Raw genomic sequence first — 18,678 nt, forward strand, 5'->3', positions numbered from 1 at the left:
ATCACGAGTCAGGAGGCGCCATGAACGTCCACACCCCCACCAGCACTGGCTCCTCGCAGCGCGCCGACGCGGCCCACCCCGCCGCGACCGAGCCGGCCTGCGAGCGGATCGACTTCGATCGGTACGTCGTCTCCCACGGCGACCCGGTCGGCTACATCGAGGTCGTGCCACCCCTCTATGTCTGCTACCTCGGACACCCGTATCCTCGGGCTGTGGAGATCGCTCAGGTGTACGACTACGACCATGCCGTCGGCATCGTCAGTGCCATGGCCGCGGGTTCGCGCGACCACGCCCTCGCCGGATGAGCCGCGAGGTCTGGCCCGGGTCCGCGTACCCGCTGGGGGCCACCTTCGACGGCCAGGGGACCAACTTCGCCCTCTTCAGCGAGGGTGCGGAGCGCGTGGAGCTCTGCCTCTTCGACGACGACGGCACCGAGACGCGCGTACCCCTCACCGAGGTCGATGCGTTCGTCTGGCACGGCTACCTGCCCACGGTGCAGCCGGGGCAGCGCTACGGCTACCGGGTGCACGGCCCCTATGACCCCGCGCAGGGGCAGCGGTTCAACCCGAACAAGCTCCTCCTCGACCCCTATGCCAAGGCCGTCGCCGGCGAGATCGAGTGGGGGCAGTCCCTGTTCGGCTACGACTTCGGCGACCCCGACTCGCGCAACGACGACGACTCCGCGGCCGCGATGGCGAAGGGCGTCGTCGTCAGCCCGTTCTTCGAGTGGGGCGGCGACCGCCCCCTGAAGACCCCGTACGCCGAGACGGTCATCTACGAGGCGCACGTGAAGGGCCTCACCCAGCGTCACCCCGAGGTGCCGGAGGAGCTGCGCGGCACCTACGCCGGCATCGCCCACCCCGCGGTCATCGAGCACCTGCAGCGCCTCGGCGTCACCGCGCTGGAACTCATGCCCGTGCACCAGTTCGTCAACGACTCGGTGCTGCAGGACAAGGGCCTGTCGAACTACTGGGGGTACAACACCCTCGGCTTCTTCGCCCCGCACAACGCCTACGCGGCCGGCGGTCAGGCCGGCCAGCAGGTGCAGGAGTTCCGGGCCATGGTGCGCACGCTCCACGAGGCCGGCATCGAGGTCATCCTCGACGTCGTCTACAACCACACCGCGGAAGGCAACCACCTCGGCCCCACCCTCTCGATGCGCGGCATCGACAACGAGGCGTACTACCGGCTGGAAGAGGACAAGCGGTACTACACGGACTACACCGGCACGGGCAACAGCCTCAACGCCGGCAACCCGCACGCCCTGCAGCTGCTCATGGACTCGCTGCGCTACTGGGTGACCGAGATGCACGTCGACGGTTTCCGCTTCGACCTCGCCGCGACCCTCGCCCGCGAGTTCTACGACGTCGACCGCCTCGCCGCGTTCTTCGAACTCGTGCAGCAGGATCCGATCGTCTCGCAGGTGAAGCTCATCGCCGAGCCATGGGACATCGGCCCCGGCGGCTACCAGGTCGGCAATTTCCCGCCGCAGTGGACGGAGTGGAACGGCAAGTACCGCGACACGGTCCGCGACTTCTGGCGGGGAGAGCCGCAGGCGCTCGGGGAATTCGCCTCCCGTCTCACCGGGTCCGCCGACCTGTACGAGCACTCGGGCCGTCGCCCGGTCGCCTCCATCAACTTCGTCACCGCGCACGACGGCTTCACGCTCCGCGACCTCGTCTCCTACAACGAGAAGCACAACGAGGACAACGGCGAGGACAACAACGACGGCGAATCCCACAACCGCTCCGACAACATGGGCGCAGAGGGGCCGACCGACGACATCGACATCAACCGCCGCCGCGCACGCCAGCAGCGGAACTTCCTCGCGACGCTGCTGCTGTCGCAGGGCGTGCCGATGATCTCCCACGGCGACGAGCTCGGCCGCACGCAGCACGGCAACAACAACGGCTATGCGCAGGACAACGAGCTCACCTGGATCGACTGGGAGGCCGCCGACCTCCCGCTCGTCGAGTTCACGTCCGCCGTCGCGCGCCTGCGCCATGAGCACCCGACCTTCCGCCGCAGCCGTTTCTTCGACGGCCGCCCGGTCGCCGACGAGGACGGCGAGCGCATCCCGGACGTCGTGTGGCTGCGACCCGACGGCGCCCGCATGACGCCGGAGGACTGGGACTCGGGCTTCGGGCGCTCGGTGGGCATGTTCCTGAACGGCCGCGGCATCCGGGAGAACGACCGTCGCGGGCGCCCTGTGGAGGACGTGAACTTCCTCGTGTACTTCAACAGCGGCGACGAACCCGTCGACCTGGCGCTTCCCGACGACCGCCACGGCGCGCAATGGCTCGTCGCGGTGGACACCGCCGGCGAGCTCGGCGACCGGAACCTCCGCGCTCGGGACACCGTGCCGCTCGAGGGCAAAGCCATGCTCGTGCTGCAGGAGATCGACGGCGAGCCCGTCGACACCGACGACTCCGTCGATGCCTCCCTCCGTGCGCAGAGCGAGCAGGCCGCGTCATGACCCACAGGCCGGTCTCGACGTATCGCCTGCAGATCAGCGAGGACTTCCCCCTCGACGCCGCGGCGGACGTCACCGGGTACCTCGCGGAACTCGGCGCCTCGTGGGCGTACCTCTCGCCCCTGCTGGCCGCCGTCCGCGGCTCGAACCACGGCTACGACGTCGTCGACCACGGCCGCGTCGACCCCGACCGCGGCGGCGAGGAGGGCCTGGAGCGCTTCGCGGCGGCCGCCCGGGAGGCCGGACTCGGGATCCTCGTCGACATCGTGCCCAACCACGTCGGCGTCGCCGTCCCCCGCCAGAACCCCTGGTGGTGGGAGGTGCTGCGCCTCGGCCGGGGCACCCGCCGCGCCGCGGCGTTCGACATCGACTGGGAGGCCGGAGGCGGACGGCTCCTGCTGCCGCTGCTGGGCGCGAGCCCGGAGGAGGTCGTCGCGAACGGCGAGCTCGTCGTCGACACGACCCCCGCCGCGGACGCGCCGGACGGAGTGCTGCGCTACTTCGAGCACGAACTGCCGCTGGCTCCCGGCACCGCGGCTCTGGCCGGCGACATCCCGGCCCTGCTGGACGCCCAGCACTACGCGCTGCGGTTCTGGGAGGACCAGAACACCGACCTCACCTATCGCCGGTTCTTCGCCGTCTCCGAGCTCGCCGGTATCCGCGTCGAGCGTCCGGACGTCTTCGCCGATTCCCACCGCGAGATCATCCGCTGGATCCGCGCCGGCCTCGCGGACGGACTGCGTGTCGACCACCCGGACGGCCTCGTCGATCCCGGCGGATACCTGGAGCAGCTCGCCGACGCGACCGGCCGCGCCTACACGCTCGTGGAGAAGATCCTCGAACCGGGTGAGGCGCTGCCGGCCTGGTGGCGGACCGACGGCACCACCGGATACGACGCGCTGGCCGAACTCGACCGGCTCTTCGTCGACCGGGAGGGCGTGGCGGCACTGGATCGGCTGGATGCCCGGCTTCGCGCGGAGACCGGCCTCCCGGACGCGCTCCCCTGGCACGACCTCATCCACGACACGAAGCGGATGATCGCCGACACGCTCCTGGCCGCCGAGGTGCGCCGACTCGTCCGCACGCTCCCCCATGGGATCGTGCACGCGGACGACGCCCTGGCCGAACTCCTCGCCTGCTTCCCCGTCTACCGGTCGTACCTCCCGGAGGGCCGCGAGCATCTGCGCACGGCCTTCGCGGAGGCCCGCCCCCGACGCCCCGACCTGGCGGCCGCCTTCGCCGCCCTCGAACCGCTCCTGGTCGACCCCACCCTCGAGGTCGCGCAGCGCTTCCCGCAGGTGAGCGGGGCCGTGATGGCGAAGGGCGTGGAGGACACCGCGTTCTACCGTCTCACGCGCCTCGGAACACTGACCGAGGTGGGCGCCGACCCGTCCATCCCCGCCCTGACCGTGGAGGAGTTCCACGACGCGCAGCGGGCGCGGCTGGCCGGCTGGCCGCACGCGATGACCACGCTCTCCACACACGACACGAAGCGCTCGGAGGACGTCCGCGCCCGCCTGGCCGTGCTGTCCGAGATCCCGGAGCGCTGGGCCGAGGTGCTCGACGAGCTCCGCGGCATCGCCACCACCGGGCACGGCCCGCTCGACGCGCTGATCTGGCAGGCCGCCGTCGGCGCCTGGCCGCTGCCGTCCGACCGGCTCCTCGCCTACGCCACCAAGGCCGCCCGCGAGGCCGCCGAGGGCACGACCTGGCAGCACCCCGACGCGACGTTCGAAGAAGGGCTGGCGGCGATCGCCCGGGCCGTGGAGGGCGACGCCGCGCCGATCCTCGACCGGTTCGTCGCCGAGATCATCGGGCCGGGTCGCTCGAACTCCCTCTCCGCCAAGCTGCTCCAGCTCACGAGTCCCGGTGTGCCGGACGTGTACCAGGGCAGCGAGCTGTGGAACCTCTCCCTCGTCGACCCCGACAACCGCCGCCCCGTCGACTTCGCCCTGCGCGCACGCCTGCTGCGGCGGCTCGACGCGGATCACGCGCGGGGCGTCCTTCCCCCGATCGACGACTCCGGCGCCGCGAAGCTGCTAGTGACCTCGCGGGCGCTGCGCCTGCGCCGCGACAATCCGGAGCTGTTCCGCTTCTACCGGCCGGCCGTGGTGGAGGGCGAGGCGGCGGACCACGCCGTCGCGGTGCACCGCGGTGGGGCGACCGCCGTGGCCACCCGACTGCCGGTGGGGCTCGCGCGCCGCGGCGGCTGGGGCGACACGGTGATGATGCGTCCCGAGCTTCCGGGAACCGACCTCCTCACCGGCCGACGGATCCCGCCCGGCCCCGTGCGGCTGGCGGAGCTGCTCGACACGTATCCCGTCGCCCTGATCGAGCTTGCCCGATGATCGAGGTCTGGGCACCGCGGGCGTCGCGCGTGCGGATGCGACGGCTCGACGCCGCGGGCGCGACCGCGGAGGAGCGCGAGCTCACCTCGGCGTCCGACGGAAGCTGGACGACGGACCTCGTCCTCGCCGACGGCGAGCGCTACGGCTTCGTGCTCGACGACGGCGACGACCTGCGTCCTGACCCGCGCTCGCGTCGTCAGCCGGACGGCGTGCACGCGGCCTCGGCGGCGTTCGATCCCGCGGCCTTCGCCTGGTCCGACGCCTCCTGGACCGGGCGGCAGCTGGCGGGGGGACTGATCTACGAGCTGCACCTGGGCACCTTCACGCCGGAGGGCACGCTCGACGCGGCGATCGGCCGCCTGGCGCATCTCGTCGACCTCGGCGTCACCCACGTCGAACTGCTCCCGGTCAACGCCTTCAACGGCCGCTGGAACTGGGGATACGACGGCGTGCTCTGGTACGCGGTGCAGGAGGAGTACGGCGGCCCGGCGGCCTACCAGCGCTTCGTCGACGCCGCCCACACGCACGGACTGGCGGTCGTGCAGGACGTGGTCTACAACCACCTCGGACCGAGCGGCAACTACCTTCCGCTGTTCGGCCCCTACCTGCGCGAGGGGGAGAGCACCACGTGGGGCGACTCCCTCAATCTCGATGAGACGCCCGTGCGGGAGTACATCCTCGACAATGCGCTGATGTGGCTGCGCGACTTCCATGTCGACGGGCTCCGGCTCGACGCCGTGCATGCCCTCCACGACCGGCAGCCCGTGCACCTGCTGCAGGAGCTCTCCGAACGTGTCGAGGCATTGTCCGCACAGCAGAATCGGCCGCTGACGCTCATCGCCGAGTCCGACCTGAACGACCCGACGCTCATCCTGCCTCGGGAAGCCGGCGGCTACGGGCTCACCGCGCAGTGGTCGGACGACTGGCATCACGCCGTGCACGTGGCCCTCACCGGCGAGACCGGCGGGTACTACGCCGACTTCGCTGCGGACGATGCGGTGTCGAAGGTGACGGAGGGCGGTTTCTTCCACGACGGCACCTTCTCGTCCTTCCGCGACCGTCCGCACGGCGCCCCGATCCCGGCCGAGGTGCCGAGCTGGCGGCTGGTGACCTTCGCGCAGGACCACGACCAGATCGGCAACCGCGCGGCCGGGGATCGTCTCTCCGCCACCCTGTCCCCCGACCGGCTCGCGGTGGCCGCCGTGCTCACGCTGACCGCGCCGGGCACGCCGATGCTGTTCATGGGCGAGGAGTGGGGCGCGACGACACCCTGGCAGTTCTTCACCTCCCACCCGGAGCCGGAGCTCGGCCGCGCGGTCGCTGAGGGCCGCACCGCGGAGTTCGCCCGCATGGGCTGGGATCCGGATGCGGTGCCCGACCCGCAGGATCCCGAGACGTTCCACCGTTCCCACCTCGACTGGGCCGAGGCGGAGGAGCCGACGCACGCGCGCCTGCTGACGCTGTATCGCGATCTCGCGCGACTGCGGCGAGCGCGACCGGAGCTCACCGACCCGGACTCCGCGCACACGACGGTCGAGGTCCGCGAGACGGACGGCCGCCCCGAGCACCGTGTCTACCGCATCGATCGCGGAGGAGTGTCCGTCCTCGTGAACCTCTCCCCCACCCCCGCGTCGTTCGCGGTCCCCGCCACGTCCCAGATCCTCCTCGCCACCCTCCCGCTCGCCACCGTCCCCACGTCGCGCCCCCCCGCACTCCTGACACTCCCCCCCGACGCCGCCGCCATCGTCGCTTGAGGTCGACCCACCCCTCTGCGGTCGACCCGGCCCTCTACGTGCGGACGCAAGGGGCCGGGAGGCACGGAAGGGGGTGGGTCGACGGAGGTCAGCTGCGCGAAGCCCACCACTCGCGGAGACGCTGCTCCGCGACGGCCTCGCCCAGCACGCCCTCGTCGAGGCGCAGATCCAGGAGGAACCGGTACGCCTCGCCGACCTCGCGTCCCGGTGTGATGCCGAGGACCTCCTGGATGCGGTTGCCGTCGAGCTCCGGACGGATCGCGTCGAGCTCCTCCTGCTCACGGAGCGCCGCGATCCGCGACTCGATGTCGTCGTAAGCAGCAGCGAGGCGGGCGGCCTTGCGCTTGTTGCGCGTGGTCACGTCGGCGCGGGTGAGGATGTGCAGGCGCTCCAGCAGATCGCCGGCATCGCGGACGTAGCGGCGCACGGCGGCATCCGTCCACGCCCCCTCAGCGTAGCCGAAGAACCGCAGGTGCAGCTCGATCAGGGTCGCCACGGCATCCGTGGTCGCGGAGTCGAAGCGCAGGGCCTGCAGCCGCTTGCGGGCCATGCGGGCGCCGACCACGTCGTGGTGATGGAAGGTGACCGCTCCCCCGGGCTCCAGCTTGCGCGTGCGCGGCTTGCCGATGTCGTGGAGCAGGGCGGCGATCCGCAGCGCCACATCCGGCGCGGCTCCGGGATTCCGGGCGTGCTCGAGCGCGATGGCCTGACGCAGCACGGTGAGCGAGTGCTCGTAGACGTCCTTGTGATGGTGGTGCTCGTCGACCTCGAGCTTGAGGGCGCTGACCTCGGGGAGGAACTCGTCGATGAGTCCGGTCTCCACCAGCACCCGGATGCCGCGGACGGGGTCGTCGGTCTGCATGAGGCGCACGAGCTCGGACTGCACACGCTCCGGGCTCACGATCGTCAGGGTCTCGCGGAGCTCGGTGATCGCCCGCTCCGTGTCCTCCTCGACCGTGAAGCCGAGCTGCGCGCTGAAGCGGGCGGCCCGCAGCATCCGCAGCGGGTCGTCGCCGAACGACACCCGGGGGTCCGTCGGCGTCCGCAGCACTCCCGCCACGAGGTCCTCGACACCGCCGGTCGGGTCGACGAGCTTCACCGCGGGCACCTGGAGGGCCATCGCGTTGACCGTGAAGTCGCGGCGCACCAGGTCGCCGTCGATCGAGTCGCCGAACTCCACCGTCGGCTTGCGGGTGACGCCGTCATAGCTGTCGGCGCGGTACGTCGTGATCTCGACCTGCTCACCCCGCACCCGGGCGCCGATGGTCCCGAACGCGCGACCGATGTCCCAATGCGCGGAGGCCACCGGCTTCACGATCGCGAGGATCTCGTCGGGCGAGGCGTTCGTCGTGAAGTCGAGGTCGTGGGTCTCCCGGCCGAGCAGCGCATCGCGGACCGGGCCGCCGACGACGGCGAGCTCGAAACCGGCTTCGTCGAAAGCCTCCGCGAGGGTGCGGACGACGGGATTCTCGGCGAGCGCGCCCAGGCGGGCGAGGCCGTCGGCCATGTTGAGCATGGGTTCCAGCGTACCGGCCCGGCTTTCCCCCCTCCCGGCTGCGTTCACCTGCCCGTCGCCTCGATGTCAGTCGGTCGTCATCCGGCTCCGCTGGGCTGGGGGCGCCCCGTGCGGCTGAGCACGGACTCCCACCACGAAGGACAGACATGACCTCCTCCACCCCTGCGGTCCGGTGGCGTCGTCGCGGACTGACGTCCGTCGCGCTGCTCGCCGTGCTCGGCGGCGCCGTCGTCGCTCCCGCGGCCCTCGCCGCGCCGGACCCCGACGTGCCGACCGGCTCGCTCATCACCGGCGACACCGCCTGGCACTACCTCGACGACGGCTCCGACCCGTCGCCCGCCCCTGCCGCACTGCGCGACTGGACGCTGCCCGCGTACGACGACAGCGCCTGGAAGACGGCGCCCGGCAGCTTCGGCGCGAAGAACGGCGCGCTCGCACCGGTCGGACCGCAGACCCCGAAGACGCTGCTCACCCACTACCTCGACGGCGTGAAGGCGCCGGCCGTGCCGACGTACTTCTTCCGCACGACGTTCGAGCTGGAGCCCGGGGTCGCCGCGCAGGTCGCCGCCCTGCAGAGCACCGTCACCTTCGACGACGCGATCATCGTGTGGATCAACGGCACCGAGGTGGCCCGCTACGTCGACGGGCGCATCACCGACACGGCCAACGTGGAGTACGCCGGCGATTCGAACGGCGACCCCCTGACGAGCACGTTCAGCGCCGAGGGCGACCTCCTCCACGACGGCACGAACACCATCGCGGTGTCGCTGTTCCAGGACCGCGCGACGAGTTCCGACATCTACTTCGACATGTCGTCGCTCACGCTCGTCGAGGCCGCCGACCCCGGTGCGCCGGTCGTCGCCCCGCCCACGCGCGTCATCCTCACCCCGACCGAGAAGCCCGAGGTCTCGCAGTCGTTCTCGTGGCTCGCCGGCGACGCCTCGCACACGATGGGGCAGGTCGAGATCGGCCTCGCGTCCGGCGGCGACACCCGCACGGTCGACGCGTACGATGCCGGGGTCGTGAACGGCAACCCGAACAAGCACTTCTCGGCGACGGTCACCGACCTCACCCCCGCCACGGCGTACCGCTACCGGGTGGGTCTGCCCGGCAGCTGGAGCGACTGGTACGAGTTCCGCACGGCGGACCCGAAGGCGAGCGACTTCCAGTTCATCTACTACGGCGACGCGCAGATCGGTCTCGACACCACGTGGCCGAGCGTCGTGAAGCAGGCCGAGGCGAACGCGCCGCGATCCATCGGCTCCGTGCACGCGGGTGACCTCATCAACACGTCCAGCAACGAGAACGAGTGGGTCAACTGGTTCAAGGGCATGAAGGACTCCGCCGTGCGCACCAACGTGATGGCGGCTCCCGGCAACCACGAGTACTCGGGCGACAAGCTCCTCACCGCCTGGAAGGCCGCGTTCGAGTACCCGCACAACAACCCCTCCACGAGCTCGATCGGGGAACTGGCGAACCTGGCGAAGGGCGATTCGGAGGTCGCGCAGCAGTACCGGGCGTTCTTCGACCACTGGAGCTCGTTCGCCGCCGAGACGGCGTACTACACCGACTACCAGGGCGTCCGCTTCATCACCCTGAACGCGACCCGCGACACGACCTTCCTCACCCCCGCCGGGCTCCCGTCCTGCACGGGCGCGGACTGCCCCTCGTCGCAGATCGGCACCCTGTGGACGCGCTTCCAGGCGGCGTGGCTCGATCTCCTGCTGCAGAACAGCCCGTCGAAGTGGAACGTCGTCACGTTCCACCAGCCGGTGTTCTCCGCGTCGGCCGGTCGTGACGAGCCGGTGCTCCGTGCCGAGTGGCTGCCCGTGTTCCAGCGCAACGACATCGACCTCGTGCTCATGGGTCACGATCACACGTACGCCCGCGGCTATGTGAACACGGACGCCACCGACACCGCCGGACTCACCACCGGGCCGGTCTACGTCGTGTCGAACTCGGGCGCCAAGCACTACGACCTGGAGACCCCGGAGAAGAACGTCTGGACCAACAACGGCGCCACCCAGGTGCTGCGCGGCGAAGGCGTCACGACCTACCAGGTCATCGACGTCTCGAAGGACCAGCTCGTCTACCGGTCGTACCTCGCGGAGAAGACCGCCGACGCGTCGACCGACCTCCCCGTCGGCGCCGTCTACGACACGTTCACGGTGACGAAGTCGGACGCGGGTGAGAAGTGGGTCACCGAGGCCGGGGTCACCCCGCCGGTCACCGAGGAGCCGGAGCCCGAGACGCCCGCGACGGTGGAGCTGGGTGCGTCGTCCGTCGCGCCCGGCGGCACTCTCGCGGTGTCGGGCAGCGGCTTCGCGGCCGGTGCTGAGCTGGCGCTCGAACTCCGCTCGGACCCGGTCTCGCTGGGCACGGTCACGGCGGCGGCGGATGGGACGTTCTCCCGCACGGTCACCATCCCCGCCGGCACCCCGGCCGGCACGCACACGCTCGCCGTGATCCGTCCCGACGGCACCGAGGTCACCGCCTCGCTCACCGTCACCGCGGCGGCGGGCGGCGGAGCGGTCGTCCCCGGCGAGAGCGGCTCGGGGGGCGCCACCGACGGCGACCTCGCGACGACGGGCGCCGACAGCATGCCGTTCGTCATCGGGGCCATCGTGCTGCTCGCCGCCGGCCTCGGCCTGTTCGCCCTGCGTCGCCGCCGTGCGACCGCGGTCGTCGAGTCGACGGACACGGAGTAACCCGTCCCCCTCCGCGGGCGCCGCCGGTCCTCCGGCGGCGCCCGTGCCGTCCCTCCCGTGCACAACTCAGGAGATCTCAGCCGACACGCCGCGCCCGGGAGGGCGGCCCCGGCGTGTCGACACGAATCTCCGGAGATGTGCACGATGGACGCGCCGCGGGACTGGGATAACCTTCACGTGCCCGACCCGCGAAGGAGAACCCGTGCCTGCGAACGATGCCCTGGCCGATGAGACCGATCGGATCGTCGCGGCGGCCCTGCAGGTGAACGGCCGCGCGTCCTGGGGGGAGATCGCCCGCGCGGTCGACCTCCCCGAGCGGACCGTCGCCCGCCGCGGGCAACGCCTGCTCGACCGGGGACTGGTGCGCGTCTCGACCTACGTCGACCCGGCCCGCGTGCTCCACGCGCGGGCGGTGCTGTTCCGCATCACGACCGAACCGCATGCGCTGTGGCATGTCGCCCGCACCCTCGCCCGGCGTGCCGACGCGTCGTCCGTATCGGTCCTCGAGGGCAGCAGCGACATCGCCGGGATGCTCCTCCCCCACGACGACGCGTCGATCCGCGAGCTGCTGTTCACGGACTTCCCCGAGGTCGAGGGCATCGCGTCGATCAACGTCACCACGGTGCTGAAGTTCTTCCGCTCCGGGCACGACTGGCGGGTGGGGGTGCTGTCGGACGAGCAGGTGCGGATGCTGGACGAGTCGTCGGGCTCCGAAGTCGATCCGGCGGATGCCCTGAGCGCGGACGAGGAGGCGCTGATCCGCCTGCTGCTGAAGGACGGGCGGATGCCGGTCGCGCAGCTCGCCCGAGCGCTCGGCCTGAACGTCACTACGACGCGCCGTCGGATGGAGTCGCTCAACCGCCGCGGACTCATGCACCCGCGGACCGAGATCGTGCCGAGCCTCTTCGGCCTCGGACTGGAGGCCCTCGTGTGGCTGCGGGTGCCGATGGACCGGCTGGAGAAGGTCGGCACCGCTCTCGCGGCGGCCCCCGAGGTGAAGTTCGTCGTCGCGACGACCGGCACGTCACAGCTGCTCATGAACGTGCTCGTGCGCGACGCGGACGAGTTCTACGACTTCCTCACCGGCCCCTCGGTCGCCGGTCATGACGGGCTGGAGGTCGTGGAGTCGCTCGTGGTGATCACGCCGGTGCTGCGCGGCTCGCTGATCGTCGACGAGGCCCCGGAGGCGCTGGCGCAGGACATGCCGACGGGAGCCATTCGCCTATAGGCCGATTCTGTTACGGACGTGTAAAGAAATGGCGAGATCGTTCGCCACACCTTGACCTAGTGGCGAAATAGGGCGAGTATCCTCTCCAGGGCCAACACCCCGGGAGAGGATGATCGTGTTCACGGCTACAGGAGACGACTGGGCGGATCGCGCGACTGCGCTGTCCCTGCGCACCGGGATGTTCATCGACGGCGCCTGGCAGGACGGCACCGCCGAGCCCCTGGCGCCGGTCAGCCCCCGTGACGGCCGTTCCCTGCCGCCGGTCGCCGCCGCCTCCCCCGCCGACGTGGACCGCGCCGTCCGCTCCGCCCGCGCCGCCTTCGACTCCGGCGTCTGGTCGCGCATCGCCCCGCGCGAGCGCGGACAGCGCCTGATCGCCTTCGCGCAGGCGATCCACGACAACGCCGAGGAGCTCGCTCTCACGATCTCTCTCGAGATGGGCAAGCCGGTCCGCGAAGCCCTGCAGACCGAGCTGCGGGCGGTCGTCACCTGCTTCCGCTGGTACGGCGAGGCGGCCGACAAGGTGCTCGACGAGCTCCCGGTCACCGCGCCCGGCAGTCTCGCCCTCGTCACCCGGGAACCCGCCGGCGTCGTCGCCGCCGTCGTGCCGTGGAACTTCCCGCTCACGATGACCGCCTGGAAGCTCGCGCCCGCACTCGCGGTCGGCAACAGCGTCGTCCTCAAGCCCGCCGAGCACACCACGTTCTCCGCCCTGCGCCTGGCCGAGCTCGCCCACGAGGCCGGCATCCCGGCCGGTGTGCTGAACGTCACCCCGGGCGCCGGTCACATCGCCGGCCGTGCCCTCGGCGAGCACCCCGACGTCGACGTCGTCACGTTCACCGGCTCGCCCGAGGTCGGCCGACGGTTCCTCGGATACTCGGCCGCGTCGAACGGCAAGCGCGTGTGGCCGGAGCTCGGCGGGAAGACCGCGAGCCTCGTGCTGCCGGACGCCGATCTGGAGCGGGCCGTCCGTGCGACCGCCGACGGCTGCTTCTACAACCAGGGGCAGATGTGCACCGCCTCGTCCCGGCTGCTCGTCCCCCGGGCGCAGCGGGACCGCGCCCTGGAGATCGCCGCGGAGGTGGCGCACACCACCCTCCCGGCCGACCCGTTCGACGTGTCCACGTCGATGGGCGCGATCGTCAGTGAGAAGCAGCTCGCCGGGATCGCCGGATTCGTCGCCCGCGCGCAGGCCGATGGCGCCGAACTCGCGGCCGGCACCGCCGAGCGGTTCGCGGCCGTCGACGGCGGCAGCTACTTCGCCCCGGTCGTGCTCGGGGTGACCCCGGAGCACGAGGTCGCGCGCCGTGAGGTCTTCGGCCCCGTGTTGTCGGTCATCGCGTACGACGACGTGGAGGACGCCCTCGCGATCGCCAACGGCACCGAGTACGGTCTCGCCGCCGCGCTGTGGAGCGCCGACCTCAACGCGGTGCACACGCTCTCCCGGCGTCTGAAGGCGGGAGTCGTCTGGGTCAACTGCTTCGAGGAGGGCGACATGACCATTCCCTTCGGCGGAGTCAAGGGCTCCGGCTTCGGGCGGGACAAGAGCCTGCACGCGATGGAGAAGTTCACCGACCTGAAGACCACCTGGATCGAGCTGTCGTGACCCGCCCGCTCATCGGCATCACCACCTGGCGCCGCTCCATCGACACCGACCTCGGCACGGGCCGGCCCGCGCACAGTCTCGGCACCGAGTACGCCGCGCCGATCGAGGCCGCGGGCGGCGCCGTCGTGCTGCTGCCCCCGACCGCCGGCGTGGACGAGGTCCTCGACCGGCTCGACGGCCTGGTGCTCTCCGGCGGGGAGGACGTGCATCCGTCCCACTACGGCGCCGAACCGCAGGACGGGAAGTCCTACGACTCGGCCCGCGACGGCTACGAGATCGCGCTGGCCCTCGGGGCCCGCGAGCGCGGTCTCCCGGTGCTCGCGATCTGTCGCGGCCTCCAGGTCTGCACCGTCGCCTTCGGCGGTTCCCTGATCGTCGACATCCCCGCCACCGAGCACCACCATCCGGTGCGCGGCGCCGACGAGCAGCTCTCCGCGCGACACCCCGTCACGTTCGCGGAGGGCAGTCGCCTCGCCGCGCTCTACGGGACGCGGTCCCGCGTCGTGAACACCATCCACCACCAGGCCGTCGATGCTCCCGCTCCCGGTCTGCGCCCCGTCGCCTGGGCGCCCGACGGCATCGTCGAGGCCGTCGAATCCGACGACGACTGGGCCTTCTGGGCGGTGCAGTGGCACCCCGAGAAGATGATCGCCCCCGAAGAGGCCGCCGAGGAGCGCCCGCTGTTCGCGGCGTACGTCGCGGCCGCCCGTGAACGCGCAGCGGAACCGTCCGCTGCCCAGAAAGGAACACGATGACCAAGCAGGTCTTCCTCGAGTACGACAACGGCGTCCGCGCCGTGGCCACCCTGTTCGAGGACCTCGCCCCTCGCACGTGCGAGGCGATGTGGGGTGCGCTGGAGAAGCCGGTCACCATGCAGGCCATGCACGCCATGTACGCCGGGCCCGAGGTCATGGTCGGCCTCCCCGAGGAGGCGCAGAACTTCGACCCGGAGGCCGTGCCCGCGGAGAACCAGCAGGTGGTGCCCGCTCCGGGCGATCTGCAGTGGTACTGGCAGCGTCCCATGCAGATGGGCGGCCTGCCGTTCGAGTGGTACGAGATCGGAGTCTTCTACGATCGTGGTGCCCGTACTCTCGGCCCCCTCGGATGGACACCCGTCAACATCTGGGCCGGCATCACCGAAGGACTCGCGGAGTTCGCTCAGGAGAGCGCCGCGATCCGCATCGACGGAGCGAAGCAGCTCACCATCGGACGCCTGGTCTAGGCGTCCACCCCCCGTGCTGGACCCATCCCGAAGGAGCAGTGCATGAACACCCGTAGAATCCTCACCGCCGGAGCGCTCGTCGCCACCGGCGCCCTCGTCCTCGCCGGCTGCGCGTCCGGCGACGGCGAGTCCTCGTCCGGTGGTGACAAGGAGTTCGCCGGCGAGACCCTGGTCGTCACGTCGTTCGGCGGCGACTGGGAGAAGGCCTTCATCGAGGCCGTCGTCGACCCGTTCGAGGAGGAGACCGGCGCGAAGGTCGAGCTGATCACCCTGTACAGCGCCGACGCTCTCGCGCAGGTCACAGCCCAGAAGGCAAGCCCCCAGATCGACGTCGTGCACTTCTCCGGCGGGCAGGAGTTCACCGCCGCGGAGCAGGGCCTCATCGCCCCGATCGCCGTCGACGACCTGTCCGAGTCGGGTGACCTCATCGACATCGCGACCGCCGGGCTCGAGCGCGGCGAGGGTCCGGTGATCCAGCTGGCCCCGATCGGTCTCGTCTACAACACCGACGCGGACGCCCCGGCGCCCACCTCGTGGGAGGACCTGTTCGACGAGGCCTACGCCGGGCACATCGCCCTGACGGACTTCTCGAACACGTACGGCGTGCTGTCGATGCTCCGCGTGGCCGACACGCTCGGGGGCGGCATCGACGACCCGTCCGCGGCCATCGAAGACCTCGGCGCGCTGGCGTCGTCGGGTGACGCGATCGTCGTCCCGACGTCGCCCGACCTGCAGACCGCCTTCGCCCAGCGCGGCACCTGGCTCGCGCCGTACGCGATGGACTACGCGGGAACCCTGCAGGACGCCGGTCTGCCCGTCGAGTTCATCGTCCCGGAGGAGGGCGCCACCGCGTCGCTCATCACGGCGAACGTCGTCGAGGGCCGGGACAACCCCGAGCTGGCGACGCTCTTCATCGACTACGAGCTGCGCCCCGAAGCGCAGGCCGTCTTCGCGGAGAACATGCGCTACTCCCCCGTCAACACGAAGGCCGAGCTGTCGGACGAGGCGGCCGAGTCCGTGCTCACCGGCGACGAGCTCGACGACGTCGTGGTCTACGCCCCGGGCGACATCGCCGCGTCGCGTCAGGCCTGGACCGATGAGTGGAATGCGCTGATCACCAAATGAGCGTCCGAACCCGTAAGGAGCCCTGGCTCCTGCTCCTGCCGGCGATCGTGCTGCTCGCGCTCGCCTTCCTCACCCCGGTGGCCGGCATGCTTCTCATGAGCGTGCAATCGCCGGCAGGCGGGTTCACCCTCGACAACTTCACCCGCTTGTTCGCGAGTGAGTATCACCTCCAGGCGGCGCTGCGCTCGCTCCGCCTGGGGGTGATCCAGACGGTGATCACCCTGGTCATCGCCATCCCGCTGTCGTACATCATGGCGCGTGCCGGATCGAAGGTGCGCTCGTTCCTCCTCATCGTCGTCATCCTGCCGCTGATGACGAGCGTCGTCGTCCGCACGTTCGGATGGGTGGTGCTCATGGGACCGGCCGGTCTGATGATGCAGATCCCCGGCGCGGAGTTCCTCGTCGGCGGCACGCAGGGCTTCCTCGGCACCGAGACCGGTGTGGTGATCGCGATGGTGCAGGTCCTGCTGCCGTTCGCGGTGCTCAGCATCCTCGGCGTGATCTCCGGCATCAAGCCGCAGCTGGAGGAGGCCTCCCGGACGCTCGGCGCCGGGTTCTGGCGCACGCTGCGCCACGTCGTGCTGCCCCTGTCCGTGCCCGGCATCGTCGCGGGCGCCTCCCTGGTGTTCGTCCTCTCCGTGAGCTCGTTCATCACGCCGCGCTTCATCGGCGGCTCGCAGATCCCCGTGTTCGCGCAGACGATCTACGTCGACGCGACCACCAACCTCGACTGGGCGTTCGCGGCCGCACAGGCCGTGCTGCTGTTCGCGGGCGTCATGCTCGTGCTCGCCGGCACGTCCCGTCTCGGGAAGCAGAAGGTGTGACCATGGTCCGTTCCGTCCCGATCCTCGGCCGCATCCTGGCGATCCTCCTCGGCGTCGTCGTGACGCTGTACATGCTCGTCCCGCTGCTGGTCGTCGCCGGCGCGTCCGTCAGCGAGAACCGGTTCCTCACCTTCCCCGGTCAGGGCTTCACGCTCGACTGGTACGTGGACGCCCTCACGTCCGACACCTATCTCGAGCCGTTTCGCCTGAGCCTGGTCGTGGGGGTGACGGTCGCGATCCTCGCGGCGGCCGTCGGCACGGCGGCCGCGCTCGCGCTCACCCGCTTCCGCATCCCCGGCGGCGCGGCGATCCAGGCGCTGCTGATGTCGCCGCTGACGATCCCGACGATCATCCTGGCGATCGGCGCGCTGTCGATCGCCTCGCTCACGATCGGCTCGCCGAACGTCGGTGTGCTCATCGCCATCCACGTCGTCATCGCGATCCCCTACGTCATGCGGACCGTGACCGGGGTGATGACGCGCGCCGACCACTTCACGGAGGAGGCCGCCCGCACCCTGGGCGCCAGCACGTGGAACCGCTACCGTCTCGTGGTGCTGCCCATCGCCCGTCCGGGCATCGCCGCCGGTGCCTTCTTCGCCTTCAACATCTCGTTCGACGATGCGGTCATCGCCCTCTTCCTGCGCACCCCGCAGCTGGAGACGCTGCCCATCGCCATCTACGGCCAGCTGGAGTTCAGCACGTCGCCCACCGTGGCGGCCGTCTCGACCCTCATGGTCCTGCTCACCGTCGTCCTCATGATCGTCCTCGAACGCATCATCGGCCTGGGAAGGTTGTTCGTCTGATGACAACGCTCACCATCACTGCTCTCACCAAGGACTTCAAGGGGACGAAGGTGCTCAAGGGCATCGACCTCTCCATGCGGTCCGGCGAGTTCGTCTCGCTCCTGGGCCCGTCGGGCTGCGGGAAGACGACGCTGCTGCGCTGCATCGCCGGTCTCGAGTCGCCCACGAGCGGCACGATCGAGATCGCGGGGCAGGACGTCACGAAGCTGCCGCCGGAGAAGCGTCATCTCGGCATGATGTTCCAGAGCTACGCCCTCTTCCCGCACATGAGCGTGGTCGAGAACGTGCGCTTCGGTCTGCGCATGTCCGGCGAGAAGCCGAAGGCGGAGCAGAAGGAGCTCGCCGTCCGGGCGCTGGAGCGCGTGCAGATGGGCCACCTCGCCGACCGGATGCCGGCGCAGCTGTCGGGCGGCCAGCAGCAGCGTGTGGCCCTGGCGCGGGCGATCGCGTTCGAGCCGCGTGTCCTCCTCCTCGACGAGCCGCTGTCGAACCTCGATGCCCGCCTCCGCGAGGACATGCAGGTCGAGCTGAAGGAGCTGCACCGCACGCTCGGCCTCACCACCGTCTTCGTCACCCACGACCAGGAGGAGGCGATGAGCCTCTCCGACCGCATCGTGCTCATGAACGGCGGGGTGATCGAGCAGGAGGGCGCTCCGGCGGAGCTCTACAGTGCGCCGCGCACCCCGTTCGCCGCCGACTTCATCGGGGCAGCGAACCTCCTCCCCGCGACGCGGTCCGGAGCGGTCGCGACCATCGACGGGACGGGCGTGCAGGTGCCGCTGACGGGTGCCGGGCCGGACGGTTCGGGTGAGGTCGTGCTGCGGCAGGAGGATCTGCGCCTGTCGGCCGTCGCCGGCCCGGATGCGCCGGTTCCGGTCGAGGTCATCGCACACGTGTATCGCGGTGCGGACGTGGTCTACATCGTCGAACTCGCCGGGCGCCGGCTCCGGGTGGTGCGCCCTCGGCACGAGGATGCCCTGCCGGAGGGTGCCGCCGGGCTCGGCTGGCGCGACGGCGCCGTCCTCTGGATCCCGGCCGCGTGAACACCGGAGGGCCCGGTCGGCAGCGCCG

The 18,678-nt window shown here is 70.9% G+C and carries 14 protein-coding genes; 13 read left to right on the top strand and 1 reads right to left on the bottom strand.

Annotated elements, in window-relative coordinates; translation table 11 throughout:
- The first annotated feature begins 20 nt into the window (after positions 1 to 20).
- The 4 genes from KAF39_RS04265 to treZ are packed head-to-tail and all read left to right on the top strand — an operon-like array spanning position 21 to position 6,575.
- Positions 21 to 305 carry a hypothetical protein gene (locus KAF39_RS04265; protein ID WP_210676105.1) on the top strand — a complete coding sequence of 95 codons (285 nt, stop codon included), beginning with the start codon at positions 21 to 23 and terminating at the stop codon, positions 303 to 305.
- Positions 302 to 2,476 carry a glycogen debranching protein GlgX gene (gene glgX, locus KAF39_RS04270; protein ID WP_210676106.1) on the top strand — a complete coding sequence of 725 codons (2,175 nt, stop codon included), beginning with the start codon at positions 302 to 304 and terminating at the stop codon, positions 2,474 to 2,476. The genes KAF39_RS04265 and glgX overlap by 4 nt, the downstream gene beginning before the upstream one ends.
- On the top strand, positions 2,473 to 4,821 hold the full coding sequence (gene treY, locus KAF39_RS04275; RefSeq protein ID WP_210676107.1) for a malto-oligosyltrehalose synthase: 2,349 nt from the start codon (positions 2,473 to 2,475) through the stop codon (positions 4,819 to 4,821). Before glgX ends, treY begins: the two co-directional genes overlap by 4 nt.
- The gene (treZ, locus tag KAF39_RS04280; RefSeq protein ID WP_210676108.1) at positions 4,818 to 6,575 is read left to right on the top strand and encodes a malto-oligosyltrehalose trehalohydrolase; all 1,758 of its coding nucleotides are present in this window, start codon (positions 4,818 to 4,820) and stop codon (positions 6,573 to 6,575) included. The genes treY and treZ overlap by 4 nt, the downstream gene beginning before the upstream one ends.
- 88 nt (positions 6,576 to 6,663) lie before the next feature.
- On the opposite strand, the gene KAF39_RS04285 is transcribed toward treZ, so the two are convergent.
- A complete protein-coding gene (locus KAF39_RS04285) occupies positions 6,664 to 8,091 on the bottom strand; it encodes a CCA tRNA nucleotidyltransferase (RefSeq protein WP_210676109.1) in 1,428 nt (475 codons plus the stop codon).
- Between the two features lie 146 nt (positions 8,092 to 8,237).
- Here KAF39_RS04285 and KAF39_RS04290 point away from each other — a divergent pair, with 146 nt between their 5' ends.
- From KAF39_RS04290 to KAF39_RS04330, 9 genes are all read left to right on the top strand, one after another.
- Positions 8,238 to 10,799, top strand: a complete 2,562-nt coding sequence (locus tag KAF39_RS04290) for a metallophosphoesterase family protein (protein WP_210676110.1) — start codon at positions 8,238 to 8,240, stop codon at positions 10,797 to 10,799.
- Between the two features lie 202 nt (positions 10,800 to 11,001).
- Entirely contained in the window at positions 11,002 to 12,027 is a 1,026-nt protein-coding gene (locus KAF39_RS04295) for an Lrp/AsnC family transcriptional regulator (protein WP_149083971.1), read from the top strand.
- A gap of 109 nt (positions 12,028 to 12,136) precedes the next feature.
- Positions 12,137 to 13,633 (top strand): aldehyde dehydrogenase family protein, encoded by a 1,497-nt coding sequence (locus KAF39_RS04300; RefSeq protein ID WP_246878224.1) that lies wholly within the window; start codon positions 12,137 to 12,139, stop codon positions 13,631 to 13,633.
- Positions 13,630 to 14,388, top strand: a complete 759-nt coding sequence (locus KAF39_RS04305; protein WP_210676112.1) for a gamma-glutamyl-gamma-aminobutyrate hydrolase family protein — start codon at positions 13,630 to 13,632, stop codon at positions 14,386 to 14,388. The genes KAF39_RS04300 and KAF39_RS04305 overlap by 4 nt, the downstream gene beginning before the upstream one ends.
- A complete protein-coding gene (locus KAF39_RS04310; RefSeq protein ID WP_149083974.1) occupies positions 14,385 to 14,855 on the top strand; it encodes a DUF3830 family protein in 471 nt (156 codons plus the stop codon). The genes KAF39_RS04305 and KAF39_RS04310 overlap by 4 nt, the downstream gene beginning before the upstream one ends.
- Positions 14,856 to 14,897: 42 nt before the next feature.
- Complete coding sequence (locus KAF39_RS04315; RefSeq protein ID WP_210676113.1) at positions 14,898 to 15,980, top strand: polyamine ABC transporter substrate-binding protein; 1,083 nt, start codon at positions 14,898 to 14,900, stop codon at positions 15,978 to 15,980.
- Positions 15,977 to 16,804 carry an ABC transporter permease gene (locus KAF39_RS04320; RefSeq protein ID WP_149083976.1) on the top strand — a complete coding sequence of 276 codons (828 nt, stop codon included), beginning with the start codon at positions 15,977 to 15,979 and terminating at the stop codon, positions 16,802 to 16,804. The genes KAF39_RS04315 and KAF39_RS04320 overlap by 4 nt, the downstream gene beginning before the upstream one ends.
- 2 nt (positions 16,805 to 16,806) lie before the next feature.
- Positions 16,807 to 17,607, top strand: coding sequence for an ABC transporter permease (locus KAF39_RS04325; RefSeq protein ID WP_246878225.1), 801 nt, complete (start codon positions 16,807 to 16,809; stop codon positions 17,605 to 17,607).
- On the top strand, positions 17,607 to 18,650 hold the full coding sequence (locus tag KAF39_RS04330; RefSeq protein WP_210676114.1) for an ABC transporter ATP-binding protein: 1,044 nt from the start codon (positions 17,607 to 17,609) through the stop codon (positions 18,648 to 18,650). The genes KAF39_RS04325 and KAF39_RS04330 overlap by 1 nt, the downstream gene beginning before the upstream one ends.
- Positions 18,651 to 18,678 lie beyond the last annotated feature (28 nt).

Source organism: Microbacterium sp. BLY, assembly GCF_017939615.1.
Lineage (GTDB): Bacteria > Actinomycetota > Actinomycetes > Actinomycetales > Microbacteriaceae > Microbacterium.

What these genes read in the sequence shown, in the direction of transcription:
- KAF39_RS04265 (WP_210676105.1), top strand. Translation starts at nt 21, where the DNA reads ATGAACGTCCACACCCCCACCAGCACTGGCTCCTCGCAGCGCGCCGAC.
- KAF39_RS04290 (WP_210676110.1), top strand. Translation starts at nt 8,238, where the DNA reads ATGACCTCCTCCACCCCTGCGGTCCGGTGGCGTCGTCGCGGACTGACG.
- glgX (WP_210676106.1), top strand. Translation starts at nt 302, where the DNA reads ATGAGCCGCGAGGTCTGGCCCGGGTCCGCGTACCCGCTGGGGGCCACC.
- KAF39_RS04330 (WP_210676114.1), top strand. Translation starts at nt 17,607, where the DNA reads ATGACAACGCTCACCATCACTGCTCTCACCAAGGACTTCAAGGGGACG.
- KAF39_RS04315 (WP_210676113.1), top strand. Translation starts at nt 14,898, where the DNA reads ATGAACACCCGTAGAATCCTCACCGCCGGAGCGCTCGTCGCCACCGGC.
- KAF39_RS04285 (WP_210676109.1), bottom strand. Translation starts at nt 8,091, where the DNA reads ATGCTCAACATGGCCGACGGCCTCGCCCGCCTGGGCGCGCTCGCCGAG.
- KAF39_RS04310 (WP_149083974.1), top strand. Translation starts at nt 14,385, where the DNA reads ATGACCAAGCAGGTCTTCCTCGAGTACGACAACGGCGTCCGCGCCGTG.
- KAF39_RS04325 (WP_246878225.1), top strand. Translation starts at nt 16,807, where the DNA reads ATGGTCCGTTCCGTCCCGATCCTCGGCCGCATCCTGGCGATCCTCCTC.
- KAF39_RS04300 (WP_246878224.1), top strand. Translation starts at nt 12,137, where the DNA reads ATGATCGTGTTCACGGCTACAGGAGACGACTGGGCGGATCGCGCGACT.
- KAF39_RS04320 (WP_149083976.1), top strand. Translation starts at nt 15,977, where the DNA reads ATGAGCGTCCGAACCCGTAAGGAGCCCTGGCTCCTGCTCCTGCCGGCG.
- treY (WP_210676107.1), top strand. Translation starts at nt 2,473, where the DNA reads ATGACCCACAGGCCGGTCTCGACGTATCGCCTGCAGATCAGCGAGGAC.
- treZ (WP_210676108.1), top strand. Translation starts at nt 4,818, where the DNA reads ATGATCGAGGTCTGGGCACCGCGGGCGTCGCGCGTGCGGATGCGACGG.